The sequence below is a fragment of the Mycobacterium gastri genome (genome assembly GCF_002102175.1).
Classification (GTDB): domain Bacteria; phylum Actinomycetota; class Actinomycetes; order Mycobacteriales; family Mycobacteriaceae; genus Mycobacterium; species Mycobacterium gastri.
In genome coordinates, this window is the sequence record NZ_LQOX01000055.1 from 102,298 (window position 1) to 121,478 (window position 19,181).

General features: G+C 67.2%; 20 protein-coding genes and 1 pseudogene. 14 read left to right on the forward strand and 7 right to left on the reverse strand.

Annotated features, from left to right (window positions below; translation table 11 throughout):
- Positions 1-3: 3 nt before the first annotated feature.
- Genes AWC07_RS04190 through AWC07_RS04200 form a run of 3 tightly spaced genes read left to right on the forward strand, consistent with a single transcriptional unit; the run spans position 4 to position 2,344 of the window.
- Entirely contained in the window at positions 4-1,164 is a 1,161-nt protein-coding gene (locus AWC07_RS04190; protein WP_085104967.1) for an 8-amino-7-oxononanoate synthase, read from the forward strand.
- A complete protein-coding gene (bioD, locus tag AWC07_RS04195; protein WP_036418726.1) occupies positions 1,161-1,835 on the forward strand; it encodes a dethiobiotin synthase in 675 nt (224 codons plus the stop codon). The genes AWC07_RS04190 and bioD overlap by 4 nt, the downstream gene beginning before the upstream one ends.
- On the forward strand, positions 1,835-2,344 hold the full coding sequence (locus tag AWC07_RS04200; RefSeq protein ID WP_036418727.1) for a 2'-5' RNA ligase family protein: 510 nt from the start codon (positions 1,835-1,837) through the stop codon (positions 2,342-2,344). The genes bioD and AWC07_RS04200 overlap by 1 nt, the downstream gene beginning before the upstream one ends.
- On the opposite strand, the pseudogene AWC07_RS04205 reads toward AWC07_RS04200, so the two are convergent.
- The 4 genes and pseudogenes from AWC07_RS04205 to AWC07_RS29245 form a co-directional block, all read right to left on the reverse strand.
- A pseudogene (locus AWC07_RS04205) lies at positions 2,345-3,704 on the reverse strand (hypothetical protein).
- Complete coding sequence (locus AWC07_RS04210; RefSeq protein ID WP_036418729.1) at positions 3,701-4,060, reverse strand: hypothetical protein; 360 nt, start codon at positions 4,058-4,060, stop codon at positions 3,701-3,703. Before AWC07_RS04210 ends, AWC07_RS04205 begins: the two are co-directional and overlap by 4 nt.
- A gap of 4 nt (positions 4,061-4,064) precedes the next feature.
- Positions 4,065-5,894, reverse strand: coding sequence for a V-type ATP synthase subunit I domain-containing protein (locus AWC07_RS04215; RefSeq protein WP_208622352.1), 1,830 nt, complete (start codon positions 5,892-5,894; stop codon positions 4,065-4,067).
- 103 nt (positions 5,895-5,997) lie between these two features.
- Positions 5,998-6,126: a hypothetical protein gene (locus AWC07_RS29245; RefSeq protein WP_267888285.1), complete on the reverse strand. Its 129-nt coding sequence runs from the start codon at positions 6,124-6,126 to the stop codon at positions 5,998-6,000.
- 268 nt (positions 6,127-6,394) lie between these two features.
- Here AWC07_RS29245 and bioB point away from each other — a divergent pair, with 268 nt between their 5' ends.
- From bioB to AWC07_RS04230, 3 genes are read left to right on the forward strand one after another with little or no spacing between them, the layout of a single operon-like run.
- Positions 6,395-7,456: a biotin synthase BioB gene (bioB, locus tag AWC07_RS04220; RefSeq protein WP_139829523.1), complete on the forward strand. Its 1,062-nt coding sequence runs from the start codon at positions 6,395-6,397 to the stop codon at positions 7,454-7,456.
- Positions 7,457-7,469: 13 nt separating this feature from the next.
- Positions 7,470-7,697 (forward strand): biotin synthase auxiliary protein BsaP, encoded by a 228-nt coding sequence (bsaP, locus tag AWC07_RS04225; RefSeq protein ID WP_036409407.1) that lies wholly within the window; start codon positions 7,470-7,472, stop codon positions 7,695-7,697.
- A gap of 53 nt (positions 7,698-7,750) precedes the next feature.
- Positions 7,751-8,392, forward strand: a complete 642-nt coding sequence (locus AWC07_RS04230; RefSeq protein ID WP_036409405.1) for a DUF2567 domain-containing protein — start codon at positions 7,751-7,753, stop codon at positions 8,390-8,392.
- A 5-nt stretch (positions 8,393-8,397) separates the two neighbouring features.
- Here the strand turns inward: AWC07_RS04230 and AWC07_RS04235 are convergent, their stop codons facing one another.
- Entirely contained in the window at positions 8,398-9,735 is a 1,338-nt protein-coding gene (locus tag AWC07_RS04235) for a lipase family protein (RefSeq protein WP_036409404.1), read from the reverse strand.
- A gap of 318 nt (positions 9,736-10,053) precedes the next feature.
- Positions 10,054-10,776: an NUDIX hydrolase gene (locus AWC07_RS04240; RefSeq protein WP_036409401.1), complete on the reverse strand. Its 723-nt coding sequence runs from the start codon at positions 10,774-10,776 to the stop codon at positions 10,054-10,056.
- A gap of 46 nt (positions 10,777-10,822) precedes the next feature.
- Here AWC07_RS04240 and nadA point away from each other — a divergent pair, with 46 nt between their 5' ends.
- From nadA to AWC07_RS29250, 4 genes are all read left to right on the forward strand, one after another.
- Positions 10,823-11,881, forward strand: coding sequence for a quinolinate synthase NadA (gene nadA / locus AWC07_RS04245; protein WP_036409409.1), 1,059 nt, complete (start codon positions 10,823-10,825; stop codon positions 11,879-11,881).
- Positions 11,878-13,452: an L-aspartate oxidase gene (locus tag AWC07_RS04250; protein ID WP_036409399.1), complete on the forward strand. Its 1,575-nt coding sequence runs from the start codon at positions 11,878-11,880 to the stop codon at positions 13,450-13,452. Before nadA ends, AWC07_RS04250 begins: the two co-directional genes overlap by 4 nt.
- Positions 13,452-14,309 carry a carboxylating nicotinate-nucleotide diphosphorylase gene (nadC, locus tag AWC07_RS04255; RefSeq protein WP_036409397.1) on the forward strand — a complete coding sequence of 286 codons (858 nt, stop codon included), beginning with the start codon at positions 13,452-13,454 and terminating at the stop codon, positions 14,307-14,309. The genes AWC07_RS04250 and nadC overlap by 1 nt, the downstream gene beginning before the upstream one ends.
- 370 nt (positions 14,310-14,679) lie before the next feature.
- Positions 14,680-14,802 (forward strand): hypothetical protein, encoded by a 123-nt coding sequence (locus AWC07_RS29250; protein ID WP_279628853.1) that lies wholly within the window; start codon positions 14,680-14,682, stop codon positions 14,800-14,802.
- Between the two features lie 137 nt (positions 14,803-14,939).
- Here AWC07_RS29250 and AWC07_RS04265 read toward each other — a convergent pair whose 3' ends face one another.
- A complete protein-coding gene (locus AWC07_RS04265) occupies positions 14,940-15,350 on the reverse strand; it encodes a nitroreductase family deazaflavin-dependent oxidoreductase (protein WP_036409395.1) in 411 nt (136 codons plus the stop codon).
- 113 nt (positions 15,351-15,463) lie between these two features.
- On the opposite strand from AWC07_RS04265, the gene hisD reads away from it, so the two are divergent.
- From hisD to hisH, 4 genes are read left to right on the forward strand one after another with little or no spacing between them, the layout of a single operon-like run.
- Positions 15,464-16,792 carry a histidinol dehydrogenase gene (gene hisD / locus AWC07_RS04270; protein ID WP_139829534.1) on the forward strand — a complete coding sequence of 443 codons (1,329 nt, stop codon included), beginning with the start codon at positions 15,464-15,466 and terminating at the stop codon, positions 16,790-16,792.
- Positions 16,789-17,934 carry a histidinol-phosphate transaminase gene (locus tag AWC07_RS04275; RefSeq protein WP_036413299.1) on the forward strand — a complete coding sequence of 382 codons (1,146 nt, stop codon included), beginning with the start codon at positions 16,789-16,791 and terminating at the stop codon, positions 17,932-17,934. Before hisD ends, AWC07_RS04275 begins: the two co-directional genes overlap by 4 nt.
- Positions 17,931-18,563: an imidazoleglycerol-phosphate dehydratase HisB gene (hisB, locus tag AWC07_RS04280; protein ID WP_036413297.1), complete on the forward strand. Its 633-nt coding sequence runs from the start codon at positions 17,931-17,933 to the stop codon at positions 18,561-18,563. Before AWC07_RS04275 ends, hisB begins: the two co-directional genes overlap by 4 nt.
- Positions 18,560-19,180, forward strand: coding sequence for an imidazole glycerol phosphate synthase subunit HisH (hisH, locus tag AWC07_RS04285; RefSeq protein ID WP_036413295.1), 621 nt, complete (start codon positions 18,560-18,562; stop codon positions 19,178-19,180). Before hisB ends, hisH begins: the two co-directional genes overlap by 4 nt.
- Position 19,181: the final 1 nt, after the last annotated feature.

Sequence of the window (19,181 nt, forward strand, 5' to 3'; positions counted from 1 at the left end):
CCTATGAACGCCTCCCCGCGGGCACCGATCGAGACGTCACCGCTGGCGTGGCTCGACGAGGTCGAGCGGCAGCGCCGCGCGGCCGGGCTGCGGCGCTCGCTGCGGCCGCGTCCCGCCGTCGCCACCGAACTGGACCTGGCATCCAACGACTACCTCGGTCTGTCCCAGCATCCCGACGTCATCGACGGCGGTGTCCAGGCGCTGCGGGTGTGGGGTGCCGGTGCCACCGGTTCTCGCCTGGTCACCGGTGACACCGAGCTGCATCAGGAGTTCGAAGCCGAGCTCGCCGAATACGTCGGCGCCTCTTCGGGGTTGTTGTTCTCCTCCGGCTACACCGCCAACCTGGGAGCTGTCGTCGGCTTGACCGGTCCCGGTTCGCTGTTGGTGTCCGACGCCTACTCGCACGCGTCCTTGGTGGATGCCTGCCGGCTTTCGCGGGCCCGCGTGGTCGTCACCCCGCACCGCGACCTCGATGCGGTGGAGGCGACACTGGGATCGCGCTCCGAGGGGCGCGCCGTCGTCGTCACCGACTCGGTGTTCAGCGCCGACGGCACCCTGGCGCCCATCCGCGAGCTACACGAGGTGTGCCGTCGGCACCGGGCGCTGCTCGTTGTCGACGAGGCGCATGGCCTGGGGGTGCGCGGTGGCGGGCGCGGGCTGTTGCACGAAGTCGGGCTGGCGGGTGCGCCTGATGTGGTGATCACGACGACGCTGTCCAAGGCGCTGGGCAGCCAGGGCGGAGTGGTTCTGGGGCCGGCGGCGGTGCGTGCTCACCTGATCGACGCGGCCCGGCCGTTCATCTTCGACACCGGCCTGGCACCGGCGGCGGTGGGCGCGGCGGGTGCCGCGCTGCGGGTGCTGAAGGCCGAACCGTGGCGGCCCGACGCCGTCCGCACACATGCCCGCCGCCTGGCCGGGATCTGCGGTGTGCCGTCACCGCCGGAATCGGCCGTGGTGTCCGTGGTGCTGGGTGACCCGGAGGTGGCGGTGGACACCGCGGCGGCCTGCCTGGACGCCGGCGTCAAGGTCGGCTGTTTCCGACCTCCGACGGTGCCCCCCGGGACGTCGCGGTTGCGGCTGACGGCGCGCGCCTCGCTGAGTGCCGACGATCTGGAGTTGGCTCGCCGTGTCTTGACCGACGCCCTGGCTATGGCGCGCGGTTGACCGTCCTGCTCGTCACCGGGACCGGCACCGGCGTCGGTAAGACCATCGCCAGTGCGGCCCTGGCGTCTTGCGTCCGACAGGCTGGCATCGACGTAGCGGTGTGCAAGCCGGTGCAGACCGGCACCGGCGTCGGCGACGACGACCTGGCGGAGGTGGGCCGGTTGTCGGGGGTGACCGAGCTTGCCGGGTTGGCGCGCTACCCGCTGCCCATGGCGCCAGCGGCGGCCGCGAAGCAGGCGGGGATGGCGTTGCCCACGCGCGATCAGCTGTTGCGGCTCATCGTGGGTCTGGACCGCCCGGGCCGGCTGACTCTCGTCGAGGGTGCGGGCGGGTTGCTGGTCGACCTCGCCTACGGCGGAGTCACATTGCGGGATCTCGCCGTCGCCCTGCGGGCCGCGGCGCTGGTGGTGGTCGGCGCCGGACTGGGTACCCTCAACCACACTGCGCTGACACTGGAAGCACTTGCCGCCCAAGGGGTTACCTGTGCCGGGCTGGTGATCGGCAGCTGGCCGGCCCACCCCGGCTTGGTCGAGGCGTCCAATCGGTCAGCGCTGGCCCGGATGGCTCCGGTGCGGGCAGTACTTCCAGCGGGCGCCGGGGTAGCTGAAGACTTCGCGGCCATCAGCGCGGCCGCGTTCGACCCCGAGTGGGTGAGAACGCTGGTTGCCTGATGGTTCATTCGATCGAGTTGGTCTTCGACCCCGATACCGAGGCGGCGATCCGCCGGATTTGGGCCGAGTTGGCGGCCGCCGGCATACCCAGCCAGGCGCCGGCCAGCCGACCGCACGTGACGCTGGCCGTCGCCGACCACATCAACTCCGATGTTGACGCGTTGCTGCACCCGGTTGCCGCCAAACTGCCACTGAACTGTGCGATCGGCGCTCCGGTGCTATTCGGCCGCGCCAACGTGGTGTTCACGCGCCTGGTGGTGCCGACGAGCGAGCTGTTGGCACTGCATGCCGAGGTGCACCGGGTCTGCCTGCCGCATGCGGCGCCAGCGCCAATGTCCAATAGCCTGCCCGGCCACTGGACCGCCCATGTCACACTGGCCCGCCGCGTGGGTGGCGGCCAGCTGGGACGGGCGCTGCGCATCGCGGCACGCCCGGCGCAGATCAACGGCAGTTTCGCCGGCTTGCGCCGCTGGGAGGGCAACAAACGGCTCGAGCACCCGATCTGCTGACTATCCGCCGAACAGCAGATACAAGCCGGTGCACGTGTAGCCGACCATGACCAGCATCATGGTGAGTTGCCCGGTGAGCTGATGGCCGGCCGGCAGCAGCCGCAGGGCCTTGTCATGCGCCGCAATCACCGCCACGATGTGCCCGGTGACCACGCACGCGACCTTGATCGTGGCCAGCACCGGCGGGTGCGTGGACAACACATACGCGACCTGCAGGTGCGCCAGCCCCAGCAGGTTCCAGCCCTGCCCCAAGGGATCGGCGAGGGCGATGACGGCCTGCTGTCCACGCTCCACCAGGTAAGTCAAGTAGTGCGTGAAGATGTAACCCACCACGATCGGGATCAGCGAGTGCGCCATCTGACCAGGCAGCGCCCGGCGCCGTTCGGACTCAACCCCTCCGGTCGCGCGCGCCGCGAACGAAAATGTCAGTGCCACAACCGAAATGAACACGATCAGCCCGGCGGTCCGCAGCGCCGACGACGACACCGCCGCCGGGACATCGTGGCTGGCCTGGGACACCCGATCGGAGAAATTGCGCCAGGTCGGCGACGACGAGTAGCTGTCGAACGCCGTCGACCCGAGCAGCACCGCCAACATCGCGACGACCCCCGGGGCGCACCGGCAGCGACGGCAGATGGTCGAAAGGATTGCCCACGACGATTCGCCCTGAGGACGGACTCCTGCGAAACGGCGACAGCCGCGATACCGCGATGCTGTACCCGCCGAACGGGTCCGCCCGCGCCAACCAGCGCTGACCGTACAGCCAGGCCCCGCCCAGCAACACCACGGCGTAGACCAGCAGCCACGTCCGCACCGCGGTCAGCCATGCGGACTCGGGGCTGGCCAATTCCATCCAGACGAAAGCGAACAGGCCCGCCGCCGCCGGCCGGTACCCCCAGGCGTCGGGATAGGGCAATCGCGGCCGGCCCATGCGCTCCGGAATGCAGCGCCGCAGCAGCAGATACACCGTCCGTACCGGTGAGACCACTCGCCACACTGGGCCGAACACCAGCGACGCCGCAACCAACCCGACCCACAGCAGCACGTAGAACGCTCCCAGCAGGCCGTTGGCCGGACCCATATCCCGGCCAGCACCGGCCCATACCGCCAATGCCAACCCCAGCCCGGCAGCCGTCCACCGGGTGACGCGGGAATCAACCAGTGTGGTCAGCACCCTGGGCAACGGGTGTCCGGGTTTTGCCGGGTCGAACCGCGGCTGCCGCCACGCCGACGCGACGAGGGCAAACGTGAACGTCAACGCCCAGGCCGCCCCGACCATCGCATAGGCGTAAGGCACCGGCAGATCGCTCGACCCGCCGAGGCCGTGCGCCAGCACTGCCCTGCTGCCGGCGCCGGTCACGGCTGAACGTGAATCGTGGCGATGGTGCGCTTGAGGTGATGCAATTCGACGTCGACAGTGCCCGGCACATCCACGCTGAATTGAAATGTCTGGTTCGGTGCGGCGGCGACCTGGAACTTGTGATCGGGCACCGAGTGCACGTGCAGCTCATCGGTGGCGTCACTGGTGACGCGCAGGGTGATCAGCTCCTTGACCTTGGCCTGCAGGGTGGCATTCGACGGCGTCACCTGGTCGTTGGCGATGGTGACGTTGACCGCCAAGCCGGCGGTGGGGGGCGGACTGGGTGAGGCGCCACAGGCCAGCAAACCCCAGATCAGCAGTGCCACCCAGATGGTGCTGCCAATACGACGAATCATCGGGTTACGCCACTCTCGGGAGGGGTTGTTTCTCCTCTTCCGACTCTTTGGGCGCGGTCTCGGCGGCATTGATCCGCCCGGCGCCCCAGGTCAGGGCCGCGATCACCATCAGCGTGAAGATCAGCACCACCACCGACCCCGTGGTGAACAACCACAACGGCGTGTTCTGGTCGCGTTCGCGCTGCAGGATGGTGATTTCCTGGACGAACGGCCGAGTGCTGGATGCCAGGGCCGGTACCTCGGCCGCCGGAATCGCCTCATCGGCCGGCTCGTAAATCGGCACGGCGGTCATCGTGTAACCGTCTTGAACCCTCAGCAGGGTCTTCCACGAGCCCCAGACGGGAATCGGTTGGGTGGACCGATAGTGTCCCGGGCCGACTCGATCGAGTCGGTCGATCACCAGACCTCGGTGGTTTTGCATTCCGCCCTGCCAGGACAGGATGGTGACCCATTCCGGATTACCGCGCACGAGGTCGGGTGGATTGAGCTGCACATCGGCCGACACCATACGCTTGCCCGGGTCGCTGGGCCGGTCGGTCAATGTGATGGTCGCGGTCGCCTGTTGAGGCACGACGATGTGCAGTCCGTTGGCCACTGCGCCGCCGATCGCCAACACCGTCACCACCACGACGGCGATCCCGATACCGCGACGCGGCAGGCGTTGGCCGGTGAGCACCATGCCGGTCATCGCCCCGCAAAGCCCGGCCAGCACCGCCACCGGCACCGCCATCGCCAGCGCTTCGCCCCACATGCTCACCGGCCACGGGTAGTGATAGACCGCCCCGATCCACAGGGACTCCAGCCAGAGCCCGACGGTGCCGACGCCCAGACCCGCGACAGCGCCAAAGGCGATCGGGCGCTTGAACACCGGCGTCAAGGCCAGCAATTCGACGACCACCGCGGGACCCAGATACAGCGGGAACCAGTTCGTCGGAGCCCCCAAAACGGGTCCCACCAGCAGGGCAACAGCCCCGCGCAACGCGATCGCAAACAACGCGGCCACGATCGCGGCCCCACGGCCCAAAGTTATGCGAGCCACCACCAGCCCCAGCGCCGCGGCGCCGGCGATCATCATCGGCTGCAGCACTAGCCGGAACTGCTCCACACCGAAGTCGTATTCGATCTGGTAGACCGACAAGCCGATCAGCAATCCGCCGCAGGACAGATAGCGCAAGAATTTCACGAATCGGCGTTCGGTATCCCCTTCGGCCATGGTCCGGCCGCCTTCGTACTCCAGCATCAGCACCGCGAACAGGGAAAATCCGGCGCCGCCGATCATCATCAAGTGGGTCGGGCCCCACAGCGTGACGTCTTGGCCGAAGATGCGGTGCCAGATGTCGTCGAGCGGAAAGCCGATCATCGCGTAGTGTCCGCAGCCGGCCAACAGCACACCGCCGACCGGGGCATGCCAGTTGCGGGTGATGCGCACTGGCGCGGGACCCGGCGTGTCGAAGGGCAGCACCACCGCGATCATGCCGGCCAGGAACACGCCGAACAGGCCGATGATGATGAAGTAGTGGGCCGGGTTGGCCAGCGGACCGGGATCGCGGCCGTTGCCGATGTGCCAGCTGACGTCCCAGATGAAGCCGAACAGCGCGCAAATGATCGACGTGGTGAACACCAGCACCGGCAGCGCCACCCAGGAGGGGCGTTTGAATTTGACTCCCATCCAGTCGGCGAACCGGCCGAGCCAGCTGATCCGGTGGCTGCGGTGCGCATACCCGATCCACAGCATCACCACGCTGATCACCATCGCGGCGATCGAGAGCCCGATCACTTGATTCAAGCCGGCGCCGCGCGCCGGCGGGGCCTCCGCAACAACCGTCAAATCCATCGCCATCGCCTTCACGCCGGGGCCCGCGGGATCTCATCGGCGAGCCGCTGACACTTTCCGGATCCCGAATGCCCAGATGAAGCGCTCGTCAATCCTGTTTTCGTCAGCCGCGCCGGTCTCGCATGGCGACGTAGAGCACCACACCGACGACGATGACCGCGGGCAAAAACGCCGGCAGCGCCAGCAACAAAGCATGATGGGCCACGTACTCGACGTGCAGATCACTGGTCATGGGGTCACGGTTGGGTTCTCACTGGGAGGCCATCGAAATGGCCCAACAAGATCACCGTACCCACGCCAAACGGTGACTAAGCAGGTGCGATACCCAGCGCCGGGTGCGATGGCAGCATGCCCACAAGCTGTTGGGCCCACGCAGACCGTTACCCTAGCCTGAACACCGTTTTAATTCGGGCCGCTTATTCGCATGCGGCCGCGAACCATAACTGCGGTCCGCACGACCGGATACGACAACAAATACAACAAATACAGGGGAGTACCTGGTGACTCAAGCGCCGATTCGACCGACGACCGACGCCGGCCGGCAGGGCGTGCCCGACCCGGACAATCTGGCCGACATTTTGGCCGAAGCCCGCCAGCAGGTGCTGGAGCGTGGTGAGAGTTTGAACCAGGATCAGGTGCTGCGGGTGCTGCAGCTGCCCGACGAGCGGCTCGAGGAACTGCTGGGGCTGGCGCACGAGGTGCGGATGCGGTGGTGCGGTCCTGAGGTCGAGGTGGAAGGCATCATCAGCCTGAAGACCGGCGGCTGTCCCGAGGATTGTCATTTCTGCTCTCAGTCGGGGCTGTTCAGCTCCCCGGTGCGCAGCGCCTGGCTGGACATTCCCAGCCTGGTCGAGGCGGCCAAGCAGACCGCTAAGACCGGTGCCACCGAGTTCTGCATCGTGGCCGCGGTACGCGGGCCCGACGACCGGCTGCTGGCCCAGGTCGCGGCCGGTATCGAGGCGATTCGCAACGAAGTCGAGATCAACATCGCCTGCTCGCTGGGCATGCTCAGCGCCGAGCAGGTGGAGCAGCTGTCGGCGATGGGTGTGCACCGCTATAACCACAACCTGGAGACGGCCCGCTCGTACTTCACCAACGTCGTCACCACACACACCTGGGAGGAGCGCTGGCAGACGCTGATGATGGTGCGTGACGCCGGCATGGAGGTGTGCTGCGGCGGCATCCTCGGCATGGGCGAGACGTTGGAGCAGCGGGCCGAATTCGCTGCCAACCTCGCCGAGCTGAACCCCGACGAGGTGCCGTTGAACTTTCTCAACCCGCGCCCGGGAACCCCGTTTGGCGACTTGGAGGTGCTGCCGGCCAGCGAAGCGCTCAAGGCTGTGGGGGCTTTCCGGCTGGCGCTGCCGCGCACGATGCTGCGCTTCGCCGGTGGCCGCGAGATCACCCTGGGCGACCTTGGTGCCAAGCGGGGGATTCTGGGCGGCATCAACGCGGTGATCGTCGGCAACTACCTGACCACCCTTGGCCGCCCCGCCGAGGCCGACCTGCAGCTGCTCGACGACCTACAGATGCCGATCAAGGCGCTCAACGCCACCTTGTGAGAAGGCGGCAAACGTGGTCGAAAATCGGGGCGATCCGGTCGGTGGCGGTGCCTACAACGTCTACACCGGGCAACCGGCGGGCACGGCCACGCCGACAGCCGCTCAATTGGGTCTCGAGCCACCACGGTTCTGTGCGGAGTGCGGCCGACGAATGACCGTGCAGGTTCGTCCCGACGGCTGGTGGGCACGGTGCTCCCGGCACGGCCAGGTGGATTCGTCGGATCTGGAGATGCGGCGGTGACCGAGGAATCTGTACCGCGGAATCCGTCAACGCCGCTAGATCCGCAGACTGCCGTGCCGGCCGGTCCGGAATCGTCCGGTGCCGACCGCGCATCCCGCAAGAGTGCAGCCATCACCGTGGTGCTCGGTTTGTCGCTGACCGGTGTGGTGATAGGTGCGTTGTGGGCGTGGGTGGCGCCACCGATCCATGCGGTTGTGGCGCTCACCCGCGCGGGCGAGCGGGTGCACGACTATCTGGGCGAAGAATCGCAGAACTTCTTCATCGCCCCGTTTTTGATGCTCGGACTATCGGGTGTGGTGGCGGTGGTGGCCGCAGTGTTGGTGTGGCAGTGGCGCCAATACCGGGGACCGGGGATGGTCGTCGCGCTTTCGGTCGGCTTGGTCGGCGCCGCGGCTGCAGCGGCGGCGGTGGGCGCGTTGCTGGTTCGGTTGCGCTACGGCGCGCTGGATTTCGACACCGTGCCGCTGGCAAGCGGCGATCATTCGTTGACGTACGTCACGCAGGCGCCGCCGGTGTTCTTTGCCTGGCGGCCGGCGCTGGTGGAAGCCACGCTGCTGTCGCCGGCGGCCATCGCGTCACTGGTGTACGCGCTGATCGCGGCCGGGACCGCACGTGATGATTTGGGCCGCTGTCCGGCCGGTGAGCAAGCTTCGAACGCGCCGACGGAGCCGGTGTCAGAAGCCGGGGTGGTTTAACCGCCTCAGAGCGGTCGGCGGTGGAGTTTGCGTCCGGTGATGACCTTGGCGGCAATGACGGCCAGTCGGGCCATGCCGGCGTAGGTCATCGGGTTGAACATGGTCGGCCAGGTAGTCCGGATGACATGTTCGCTCAGCGGTCGCCCGGCGAATCGGTCGGTGAGCCAGCGCAGCGTCATCGGAGCCGACAACGGATGCAACACCATGTGTTCGTTGAAGGCGTCCCGATGGTAGGTGACTCTGGCGCCGCCGGCCGAATACGCCTCGGCGAGCGCGTCGATGTCGTCGACGTCGATGAGGTAGTCGTGGACCGCCTGCACGATCAGGACAGGCGGTGCCGGTACCGCGGCACCCAGCTTGATGTCCTGGAAGACGTGCACGATCTCAGGGGTGGCGAGGACGTCCTCGAGTGGCTCGTCCAAGTAGTCGCCCAAGTCTTTGTTTGCCGTCCGGACGACCGCCTCAATGGTCGTCATCCGCTCCAGCCGCTTCAGCAGGTCGATCCCGGCGTCGTTGGCGTGTTGTTTGATTACCCGATCCAGCCCCGGGTAGGTGTGTGCGAGCGCAGCCACCACTAATGCGGGCAGACCGGCGAGCAGGGTGCCGTTGAGCCGGCGGAAAGTGTTACCCAGGTCGCCGACCGGTGATCCCAGCACAGCACCGACGATCTCCAGCTCCGGCGCGTAATCGCCAGACATTTCAGCGGCCCAGGCGCTGGCCAGACCGCCGCCCGAGTAGCCCCACAGCCCGATCGGCGCCGACAGGGACAACGCGAGACGGTCCGAATTCAGGGCCGCCCGGATGCCGTCCAGGACGCGGTAGCCGGGTTCGTACGGAGCTCCCCACAGTCCTCGGGCACCTTCGTGGTCGGGCACCGAGACCGCCCAGCCCTCGGCCACGGCGGCAGTGATCAACAACAGCTCCAGCTGAGTCAGCGACCCGAGGCCCTTTGCCCGGCGCCGCAGCGCATAGGAGGGAAAGCAGCGCGAGGTTATGGCGTCGATCGCGCACTGGTACGACAGCAGCGGGCAGGTCTGCCCGGGAGCAACCTCGGCGGGCAGGATCACGGTCGTCACCGTCGCCTCGGGATTGCCGTTCATGTCGGTCGTCCGGTACAGCAGCTGGGTCGCGGTGATGGATTGTGGTATCAGGCCCAGAAACGCCAGCTCGACGTCGCGCGATCGCAGAACCGTTCCGGGTTCGGCATGCTGGTAGCCGGCCGGCGGCTGGTAAAAGGGATCGTCGCACGGCAGTAGTGGGCGTACTTTGCGCTGCAACTCCTCATGCGGCGGTCGGCCGATCCACTCGGCGCGCGCATCTGCCAGATTGCCGACGCTAACCATCAGGTTTCCTTCCCGGCTTCGGCGTCTCGCGCAGCAATCCGTCCCGGACCAGGAGACAGCGCAATTAGCCCAGTCATAGTCAGGCGCCGGCACGTCAACGGCGGCCAGCGCCTCTTAACTCTCTCTTATATAGCCTTATTCAGTTCTTATGCAACTTACGCCATCGTCGGCCGCTGGAGCGATAAGGGGGTGGCGTGCCGCTCGTCACAATCGGTGACCTGGGCAATGAGATCCGGTTAGACGGCGATCCTTGCCGACACGCCGGCCCGGAAAAAAGCTGCGGAAACCGACGCTGTCATGGCGGAATTGGCTGTCGGTTCAGATTTGGCCCGGGGGTCGCAATGCGGCGAATTCGTCGGTCACCCTCAGCTGCGAGTCGGTAAACCGGTACAGCGCCGCGGGGCGGCCGCCGCTGCGCCCGGACTGGGCCACGGTACCGGTCTGCGTGATCACCTTGCGACGCGCCAGGACCCGCTGCAGGTTCGTCGCATCGACTTGATAGCCCAACGCGGCACCGTAGATACCGCGCAGCGTGGACAGTGCGAATTCTTTGGGAGCCAACGCGAATCCGATGTTGGTGTACGACATCTTGGCGACCAGCCTGGTGCGAGCATGGGCCACCATGGGGCCGTGATCGAAGGCCATCGGTGGCAGCGAACTCACCGGATGCCAGCGGGTGTCTTCGGGCAACTCCGGGGTGGCGGGGAAGGGGACCAACCCTAGGAAGGTCGACGCGATCACCCGAGTGCCTGGCACCCGATGCGGATCGGAGAACACGGCCAGCTGTTCGAGATGGGATAGCTCGCGGAGATCGACTTTCTCGGCCAGTTGGCGGCGAACCGAGGTCGTCAAGTCCTCGTCGTTGCGCAGCCGCCCCCCGGGTAATGACCACGCGCCCTTCTGCGGGTCTTGGGCACGTTGCCATAGCAGCACGTGGAGCTGCGGTTTTTCGGCGCTTGGCCGTTGTTCCGGGCCAGCGGTGACGATGCGAACCTGAAATACGACAGCCAGCACTTCATGAGCGGTGCTACCATGGGGCATGTTTTCGATTGTAAGTCGAAAACCTGCTGGCGTGAAAGGAGCCGCCGTGACGGTCTTGAGTCGCATGGACACGCTCGGCACTGGCATCAGCGACATGACCGCTCGGGTCGCCAATACACCAACTGGCTATACCGGTGTCGACGGTGACGCGCAGTGGGCCGCGGAAGTGCGCCGGCTGGCGCGATTGCGGGGAGCCACGATACTGGCCCACAACTACCAGATTCCCGCCATTCAAGATGTCGCCGACCATATCGGGGATTCGCTGGCACTGTCGCGCATCGCGGCCGATGCGCCGGAAGACACCATCGTTTTCTGCGGGGTGCACTTCATGGCCGAGACGGCCAAGATCCTCAGCCCGCAAAAGACCGTGCTGATCCCTGACCAACGAGCCGGCTGCTCACTGGCCGACTCCATCACTGCTGACGAATTGCGTGCCTGGAAGGCTGAGTACCCCGGCGCGGTCGTCGTCTCCTACGTCAACACCACAGCCGAGGTGAAGGCGCTCACCGACATCTGCTGCACGTCGTCAAACGCAATTGACGTGGTCGCGTCGATCGATCCCGATCGCGAGGTGCTGTTCTGCCCGGACCAATTCCTCGGCGCACATGTGCGCCGAGTGACCGGCCGCCAGAATCTGCACGTATGGGCCGGCGAGTGCCACGTGCACGCCGGGATCAACGGAGAAGAGCTCACCGACCAGGCGCGCGCCAATCCCGACGCGGAACTGTTCGTGCACCCCGAGTGTGGGTGCGCTACCTCGGCGCTCTACCTGGCCGGGGAGGGCGCCTTCCCGCAAGAGCGGGTGAAGATTCTGTCCACCGGTGGCATGCTCGACGCGGCCCGTCGAACCCGCGCCCGCAAGGTGCTGGTCGCCACCGAGGTCGGAATGCTGCATCAACTGCGGCGGGCGGCGCCGGACGTCGACTTTCAGGCGGTCAACGACCGTGCGTCGTGCAAGTACATGAAGATGATTACGCCCGCGGCGTTGTTGCGTTGCCTGGTGCAGGGGGCCGACGAAGTCCATGTCGATCCCGACGTCGCGGCGGCGGGCCGGCGCAGTGTCCAGCGGATGATCGAAATCGGACAACCCGGCGGTGGCGAATGAGGACCGCTCCCGCCTGGCGCGACGCCGTCGACGTCGTTGTCATCGGCACCGGCGTGGCCGGCCTGGCGGCCGCGCTGGCGGCTCATCGCGCGGGCCGTAGCGTCGTGGTGCTCAATAAGGCGGCCCGGCTGGTCGGGGTGACCGCGACGCACTATGCGCAGGGCGGCATAGCGGTGGTGTTGCCGGACACTGACGATTCGGTCGACGCTCACGTCGCCGACACGCTGGCCGCGGGGGCCGGCTTGTGCGACCCCGGCGCGGTGTACTCGATCGTCGCTGACGGCTACCGTGCGGTTACCGAACTCGTCGGCGACGGAGCGCGGTTCGACGAAACATCGCCCGGCCATTGGGCGCTCACGCGTGAAGGCGGGCACTCGCAGCGACGCATCGTGCACGCCGGTGGCGATGCCACCGGCGCCGAGGTCCAGCGGGCGCTCGATCACGCGGCCGGGGCGCTGGACATCCGCAGCAGCCATGTGGTCATGCGGGTGCTTCACGACGGCGCGGCGGTGGCCGGCGTGTTGGTGCTCAGCCCGCACGGTGTCGGCATCATCAGTGCTCCGTCCGTGATCCTGGCCACCGGCGGGCTCGGGCAGTTGTACAACGCGACCACCAACCCCGACGGCTCCACGGCCGACGGCATCGCGCTGGCGTTGTGGGCCGGTGTGGCGGTCAGCGACCTCGAGTTCGTCCAATTCCATCCGACGATGCTCTATGCGGTGGGCAGCGGCGGCCGGTGCCCGCTGGTCAGCGAGGCACTGCGCGGCGAAGGCGCGAAATTGCTTGACCGCCAAGGCCGCTCCATTACGGCGGGCGTTCATCCGATGGGTGACCTGGCGCCCCGCGATGTCGTCGCGGCGGCTATCGACGCACGGATGCGGGCCACCGGCGATCCGTGCGTCTACCTCGACGCGCGTGGCATCGACGGTTTCGAATCGCGGTTCCCGACCGTCACCGCCTCGTGTCGTGCCGTTGGCATCGACCCGGTCCGCCGGCCCATCCCGGTGGTCCCGGGGGCGCATTACAGCTGTGGCGGCGTCGTCACCGACGTATCCGGGCAGACTGAACTGCCGGGGTTGTTCGCCGCTGGTGAGGTTGCCCGCACCGGGATGCACGGCGCCAACCGGCTGGCCTCTAACAGCCTGCTCGAAGGCCTTGTGGTTGGTGGCCGGGCCGGAAAGGCCGCGGCCGTACATGCGGCGGTAGTCGGGCGGCGCCGTGCGAGCTTGCCTGAGCCGATCCTGCACACCGCGCCGAAGCGTGCGGAGCTGCAGCGGGCGATGAGCCGGGAAGCATCGGTGGTGCGTACCGCCGACGGGCTGCGGCGGCTGTCCGGATCGCTGGCCGGACCGGTGCGCAGGGTCGCGGGCCGTCGAGATTTCGAAGACCTGTCGTTGGCGGTTGCCGCCCGCGTCGTTGCTGCCGCCGCCTTGGCGCGCATCGAAAGCCGGGGCTGTCACCATCGCGCCGAGTACCCGGACGCCGCCCCGGAGCAGGCGCGCAGCATCGTGGTTCGGTTGGCCGATGACCACCACACGGTCTGTGTGCCGGCGTTGGCTGCGGTGGGCTGATGACGCTTTCTGACCGGGAGCGGGATGCCGCCCGGGAGGCCATTCGGCGCGGACTCGATGAGGACTTGAGCCTCGGACCGGACGTAACCACTATCGCGACGGTGCCCGCCGGCTCGGTGGCCACAGCGTCGATGGTTTGCCGGGAAGTCGGGGTGATCGCCGGAGTGGACGTCGCGCTGATGGTGCTGGACGAGGTGATCGGCCAGGGCGGATACCGGGTGCTCGACCGCGTCGATGACGGCGTGCGGCTACAGCCGGGTGAGCCGTTGCTGACTCTCCGGGCCGACGTACGCGGACTGCTGACCGCCGAGCGCACCATGCTCAATCTGATCTGCCACATGTCGGGAATCGCCACGGTGACCGCGGCTTGGGTCGACGCGGTGCACGGCACCAAGGCCAAGATCCGCGACACCCGCAAGACCTTGCCGGGTCTGCGTGCGTTGCAGAAATATGCGGTACGCGTCGGCGGTGGCGTCAATCACCGGATGGGCCTGGGGGATGCGGCGTTGATCAAGGACAACCACGTCGCCGCCTTGGGATCGGTGGTCGAGGCGTTGCGGGCGGTGCGCACTGCCGCGCCTGAGCTGCCGTGCGAGGTGGAAGTCGACTCGCTCGAGCAACTCGATGCGGTATTGCCCGAAAAACCCGAATTGATCCTGTTGGACAACTTCCCGGTGTGGCAAACCCAGACGGCGGTGCAGCGACGCGATGCACGTGCACCCACCGTGCTGCTCGAGTCGTCCGGCGGGCTCAGCCTGGAAACCGCGGCAACCTACGCCGCGACAGGTGTGGACTACTTGGCGGTGGGGGCGCTGACACACTCGGTGCGCGTCCTCGATATCGGTTTGGATATGTAGGTCTAGCAGTGTGCGTGCGGCCGGCTTGACGGATTGCGGCGCGGCCGCATCACCGGCTACACGGGACAGGATCAAGGCTCCCTCGATCAATGAGACCACCGCGAGCGCAGCCGATTCCGCATCGGTGGCCGCCCAACCTTAGGCGTGCATCTGCTTCGCGATCGCCGTACAACCATCCTTTGAATGCCCGTGCGGAGGCTTCGCGCACCAGTGGGAGGGCCGTCTGCCGATCCCCTCGGGGCACGCCGTCGGCCATGAAGGGCTGGCCGCGACGTTGCGTGCAACCTGGCCAGACGGCGTCTGCACCGACGCCGGGGTTTACTTTCGACGCCCCGTAGAGATGCTGTTGCTGGCGATGTACACCCGCGGCGTGAGGTTCGTGACCGGACGTGTTAACGCGAGGGCGGTCATCCCGCAGGTGCTCGACCGCCTGGGAGAACGCTCCTTCGGCCTGGCCGATGATGACCGCAAGACCGTCTTCACCAGGGCATAGGCCCAGACGGCGGCGCGAGTGCGCATCCTTGGCTTCGAGTGGGCATCTTGGGCGGAAAAATCGCCGAAATTGCGCCCTCGGCGCACACCGAAAGCCGTCGGCGCACACTCGGCGCGGCCCGCGCCGCCGCGGCGAAGTCAGGCGATGTCGGCGACGAATATCCCCATCCGACCCGCCTGAATGCGGGCCATAAACGGCAAGCCCGTGCCGTCAGAACCGGCGGGCAGAATCCGCGGGTTGGTGATGTGCACCTGACGCCGGGTGAACAGCACATCGGCCTCGCCGGCGGCCAGCACATTCTTGACCCAGTCGGTCTTGCCGTGGCCCAGCGCGATCGCCAGCACGTTTCCTTTGCGGTAGGCGGTGACGATGGTCCGGTACGGCTTGCCGGATTTGCGGCCGCGGTGGGTGATGGTCGCGGCGCCGGGCAGGTAACGGGCGACCGGTTTGAGCGCGGGATTGATGTATTTGATCTGGAAGTTCTCAAACCAGGGCGGGAACACCATGGGGACGCCCGGGGCGTTGTTCGGGTGGTCCTTTGCCGACATGTTGGCTGCCTTTCGCGAACGCGGACGGTGGAGCCGCTCTACCGGCACTGTACCGGCCGGATATCGACTTGAGCTGCTCTGGGACAATGGTCGACGTGACTACACCGCCCGCGCTGCTGACCCGTATCGATCTGCGGGGAGCACAGTTGACGGCTGCGCGGCTGCGGGCGGCGCTGCCGCGCAGCGGCGCCGACGTAGAGACCGTGCTGCCCAAGGTCCGGCCAATCGTACAAGCAGTGGCCGAGCGCGGTGCTGCGGCCGCGTTGGACTTCGGCGAGTCATTCGACGGGGTGCGCCCCGCGGCCGTACGGGTGCCGGATAACGCGTTGGACTCCGCGCTGGCTGAACTTGCACTCGAGGTACAGGAAGCCCTGCAGGTGATGATCGAGCGGACCCGCACGGTGCACGCCGACCAGCGCCGCAACAACGTCACGACGATTCTGGGCCCGGGTGCGACCGTCACCGAGCGGTGGGTACCGGTGCAGCGGGTAGGCCTGTACGTGCCCGGTGGCAACGCGGTGTACCCGTCGAGCGTAGTGATGAACGTGGTACCAGCGCAGGTCGCCGGCGTCGACTCGCTGGTGGTGGCCAGTCCACCGCAAGCCGCTCCCCAAACCGGCTTTGACGGCTGGCCGCACCCCACCATCCTGGCCGCGGCGCGGCTGTTGGGAGTCGACGAGGTCTGGGCCGTCGGCGGGGCGCAAGCCGTGGCGTTATTGGCCTACGGCGGCACCGACACCGACGGCGCTGAATTGACACCGGTCGACATGATCACCGGGCCCGGCAATATCTATGTCACGGCCGCAAAGCGGCTGTGCCGCTCCCAGGTTGGCATCGACGCCGAAGCGGGGCCGACCGAGATCGCCATCCTCGCCGACCACACGGCCGATCCGGCGCACGTCGCCGCCGACCTGATCAGCCAGGCCGAACACGACGAGATGGCCGCCAGCGTGCTCGTCACCCCGAGTGCGGATCTGGCCGACGCCACCGACAGCGAAGTAGCCGCCCAATTGCAGACCACGGTGCACCGCGAACGGGTGACGGCCGCCCTGAGCGGCCGCCAATCGGCGATCATCCTGGTCGACGATGTGGAGGCCGGCGTCAGGGTCGTCAACGCCTATGCCGCCGAGCATCTGGAGATCCAGACCGCCGATGCGGCCCAGGTCGCCAACCGAATACGTTCGGCCGGAGCTATTTTCGTCGGGCCCTGGGCACCGGTAAGTCTGGGCGACTATTGCGCCGGGTCCAACCACGTGTTGCCGACGGCCGGCTGTGCCCGGCATTCCAGTGGGCTCTCGGTGCAGACCTTCCTGCGCGGCATCCATGTCGTCGACTACACCGAGGCGGCTCTGAAAGACGTCTCCGGGCACGTCATCACCCTGGCCAAGGCCGAAGACCTGCCGGCCCACGGTGAGGCGGTACGGCGGAGGTTCGAGCGGTGACGGGCGCATCCGAAGCCGGGCCCACGCTTGACGATTTGCCGTTGCGCGACGACCTGCGCGGTAAAACACCTTACGGTGCACCACAATTGGCCGTCCCGGTACGGCTGAACACGAACGAGAACCCGCATCCGCCCACCCAGGCGCTGGTCGACGACGTGGTGCGGTCGGTGCGCGAGGCCGCCGTCGCTCTACACCGCTACCCCGACCGGGACGCGGTGGCGTTGCGTCGTGACCTGGCTGCCTACCTGACGGCACAGACGGGCACGCGGCTTGGCGTCGAAAATGTCTGGGCCGCCAACGGATCCAACGAGATCCTGCAGCAGCTGCTACAGGCGTTCGGTGGGCCGGGGCGCAGCGCGATCGGTTTCGTCCCGTCCTATTCGATGCACCCGATCATCGCCGGCGGCACCCACACCGAGTGGATCGAGGCGGCGCGGGCCGATGACTTCAGCCTGGACATCGACGCCGCCGTGGCCACCGTGGTCCGGCTAAGACCGGATGTGGTCTTTGTTACCAGCCCCAATAACCCAACGGGACAAAGTGTTTCGCTGGACGACCTGCGCAGGCTGCTCGACGTGGTGCCCGGGATCTTGGTCGTCGACGAGGCCTACGGTGAATTCTCGTCGCAGCCCAGCGCGGTGCGATTGGTGGCAGAGTATCCGACCAAGCTGGTCGTCAGCCGTACCATGAGCAAGGCGTTCGCCTTCGCCGGCGGCCGGCTCGGGTACTTGATTGCCACGCCGGCGTTGGTAGACGCGATGCTGCTGGTGCGGCTGCCCTATCATCTGTCCGCGCTCACGCAAGTTGCGGCCCGCGCCGCGTTGCGGCACGCCGACGACACCCTGGCTAGCGTGGCCGCGCTGATCGCCGAACGCGAGCGGGTGTCAACCGCATTGGCGGCCACGGGTTTCCGGGTTGTCCCCAGTGATGCCAACTTCGTGTTGTTCGGTAAATTCGCCGACGCGCCGGCCGCCTGGCAGCGTTATCTGGATGCCGGGGTCCTGATCCGCGATGTCGGTATTCCCGGTTACCTGCGCGCCACCACCGGCCTGGTCGACGAGAACGACGCGTTCCTGCGGGCGAGCGCGCGAATCGCCGCCACCGAACTGGTCCCCGCCACCAGCCCCGTAGGAGCGCCATGACCGCCCCCCCAACAGGCAACGCAACCCGTCGTGCGCGCATCGAACGCCGCACGCGCGAATCCGACATCGTCATCGAGCTGGATCTCGACGGCACCGGGCAGGTCGACGTCGACACCGGAGTGCCGTTCTACGACCACATGCTGACGGCGCTGGGCAGTCACGCCAGCTTCGACCTGACCGTGCGTACCACCGGCGACGTTCACATCGAAGCGCACCACACCGTCGAGGACACCGCGATCGCGCTGGGGCAGGCGCTGGCTCAGGCCTTGGGCGACAAAAAGGGCATTCGCCGCTTCGGAGATGCCTTCATCCCGATGGACGAGACACTGGCCCACGCCGCGGTCGACGTGTCCGGCCGGCCCTACTGCGTGCACACCGGAGAGCCGGATCATTTGCAGCACACCACGATCGCCGGCAGCTCGGTGCCCTATCACACCGTGATCAATCGGCATGTGTTCGAGTCGCTGGCGATGAACGCTCGCATCGCCCTGCATGTGCGCGTCCTATACGGTCGCGATCCACACCACATCACCGAAGCCCAGTACAAGGCGGTCGCGCGCGCACTGCGTCAGGCCGTCGAACCCGATCCCCGGGTTTCGGGTGTGCCGTCCACCAAAGGTGTTCTGTGACAGGCAAATCGGTCGTTGTCCTGGACTACGGCTCGGGCAACCTGCGGTCGGCTCAACGCGCGCTGCAGCGGGTCGGTGCGGCGGTGGAAGTGACCGCGGACGCGAAGGCGGCCGCGGCCGCCGATGGACTGCTGGTGCCCGGCGTTGGTGCGTTCGAAGCGTGTATGACGGGCCTGCGAAAGATCAACGGGGAACAGATCATCGCCGAGCGGGTCGCGGCCGGGCAACCGGTGCTGGGCGTCTGTGTCGGCATGCAGATCCTGTTCGCGCGCGGCGTCGAATTCGGAGTGGAGACCCGCGGCTGCGGGCAATGGCCCGGCGCGGTCACCCGACTGGAGGCCCCGGTGATCCCGCACATGGGCTGGAACGTGGTCAAGGCTGCTGCGGGGAGCACGTTGTTCCAGGGTTTGGACCCCGACGCCCGCTTTTATTTCGTGCACTCCTATGCCGCCCAGCGCTGGGAGGGGCACCCGGGGGCGCTGCTGACTTGGGCTACCCACGAGGTGCCGTTCCTGGCCGCCGTAGAAGACGGACCGCTGGCCGCCACCCAGTTTCACCCGGAAAAAAGCGGGGACGCCGGTGCGGCCGTACTGAGCAACTGGGTTGGGGAACTGTAAA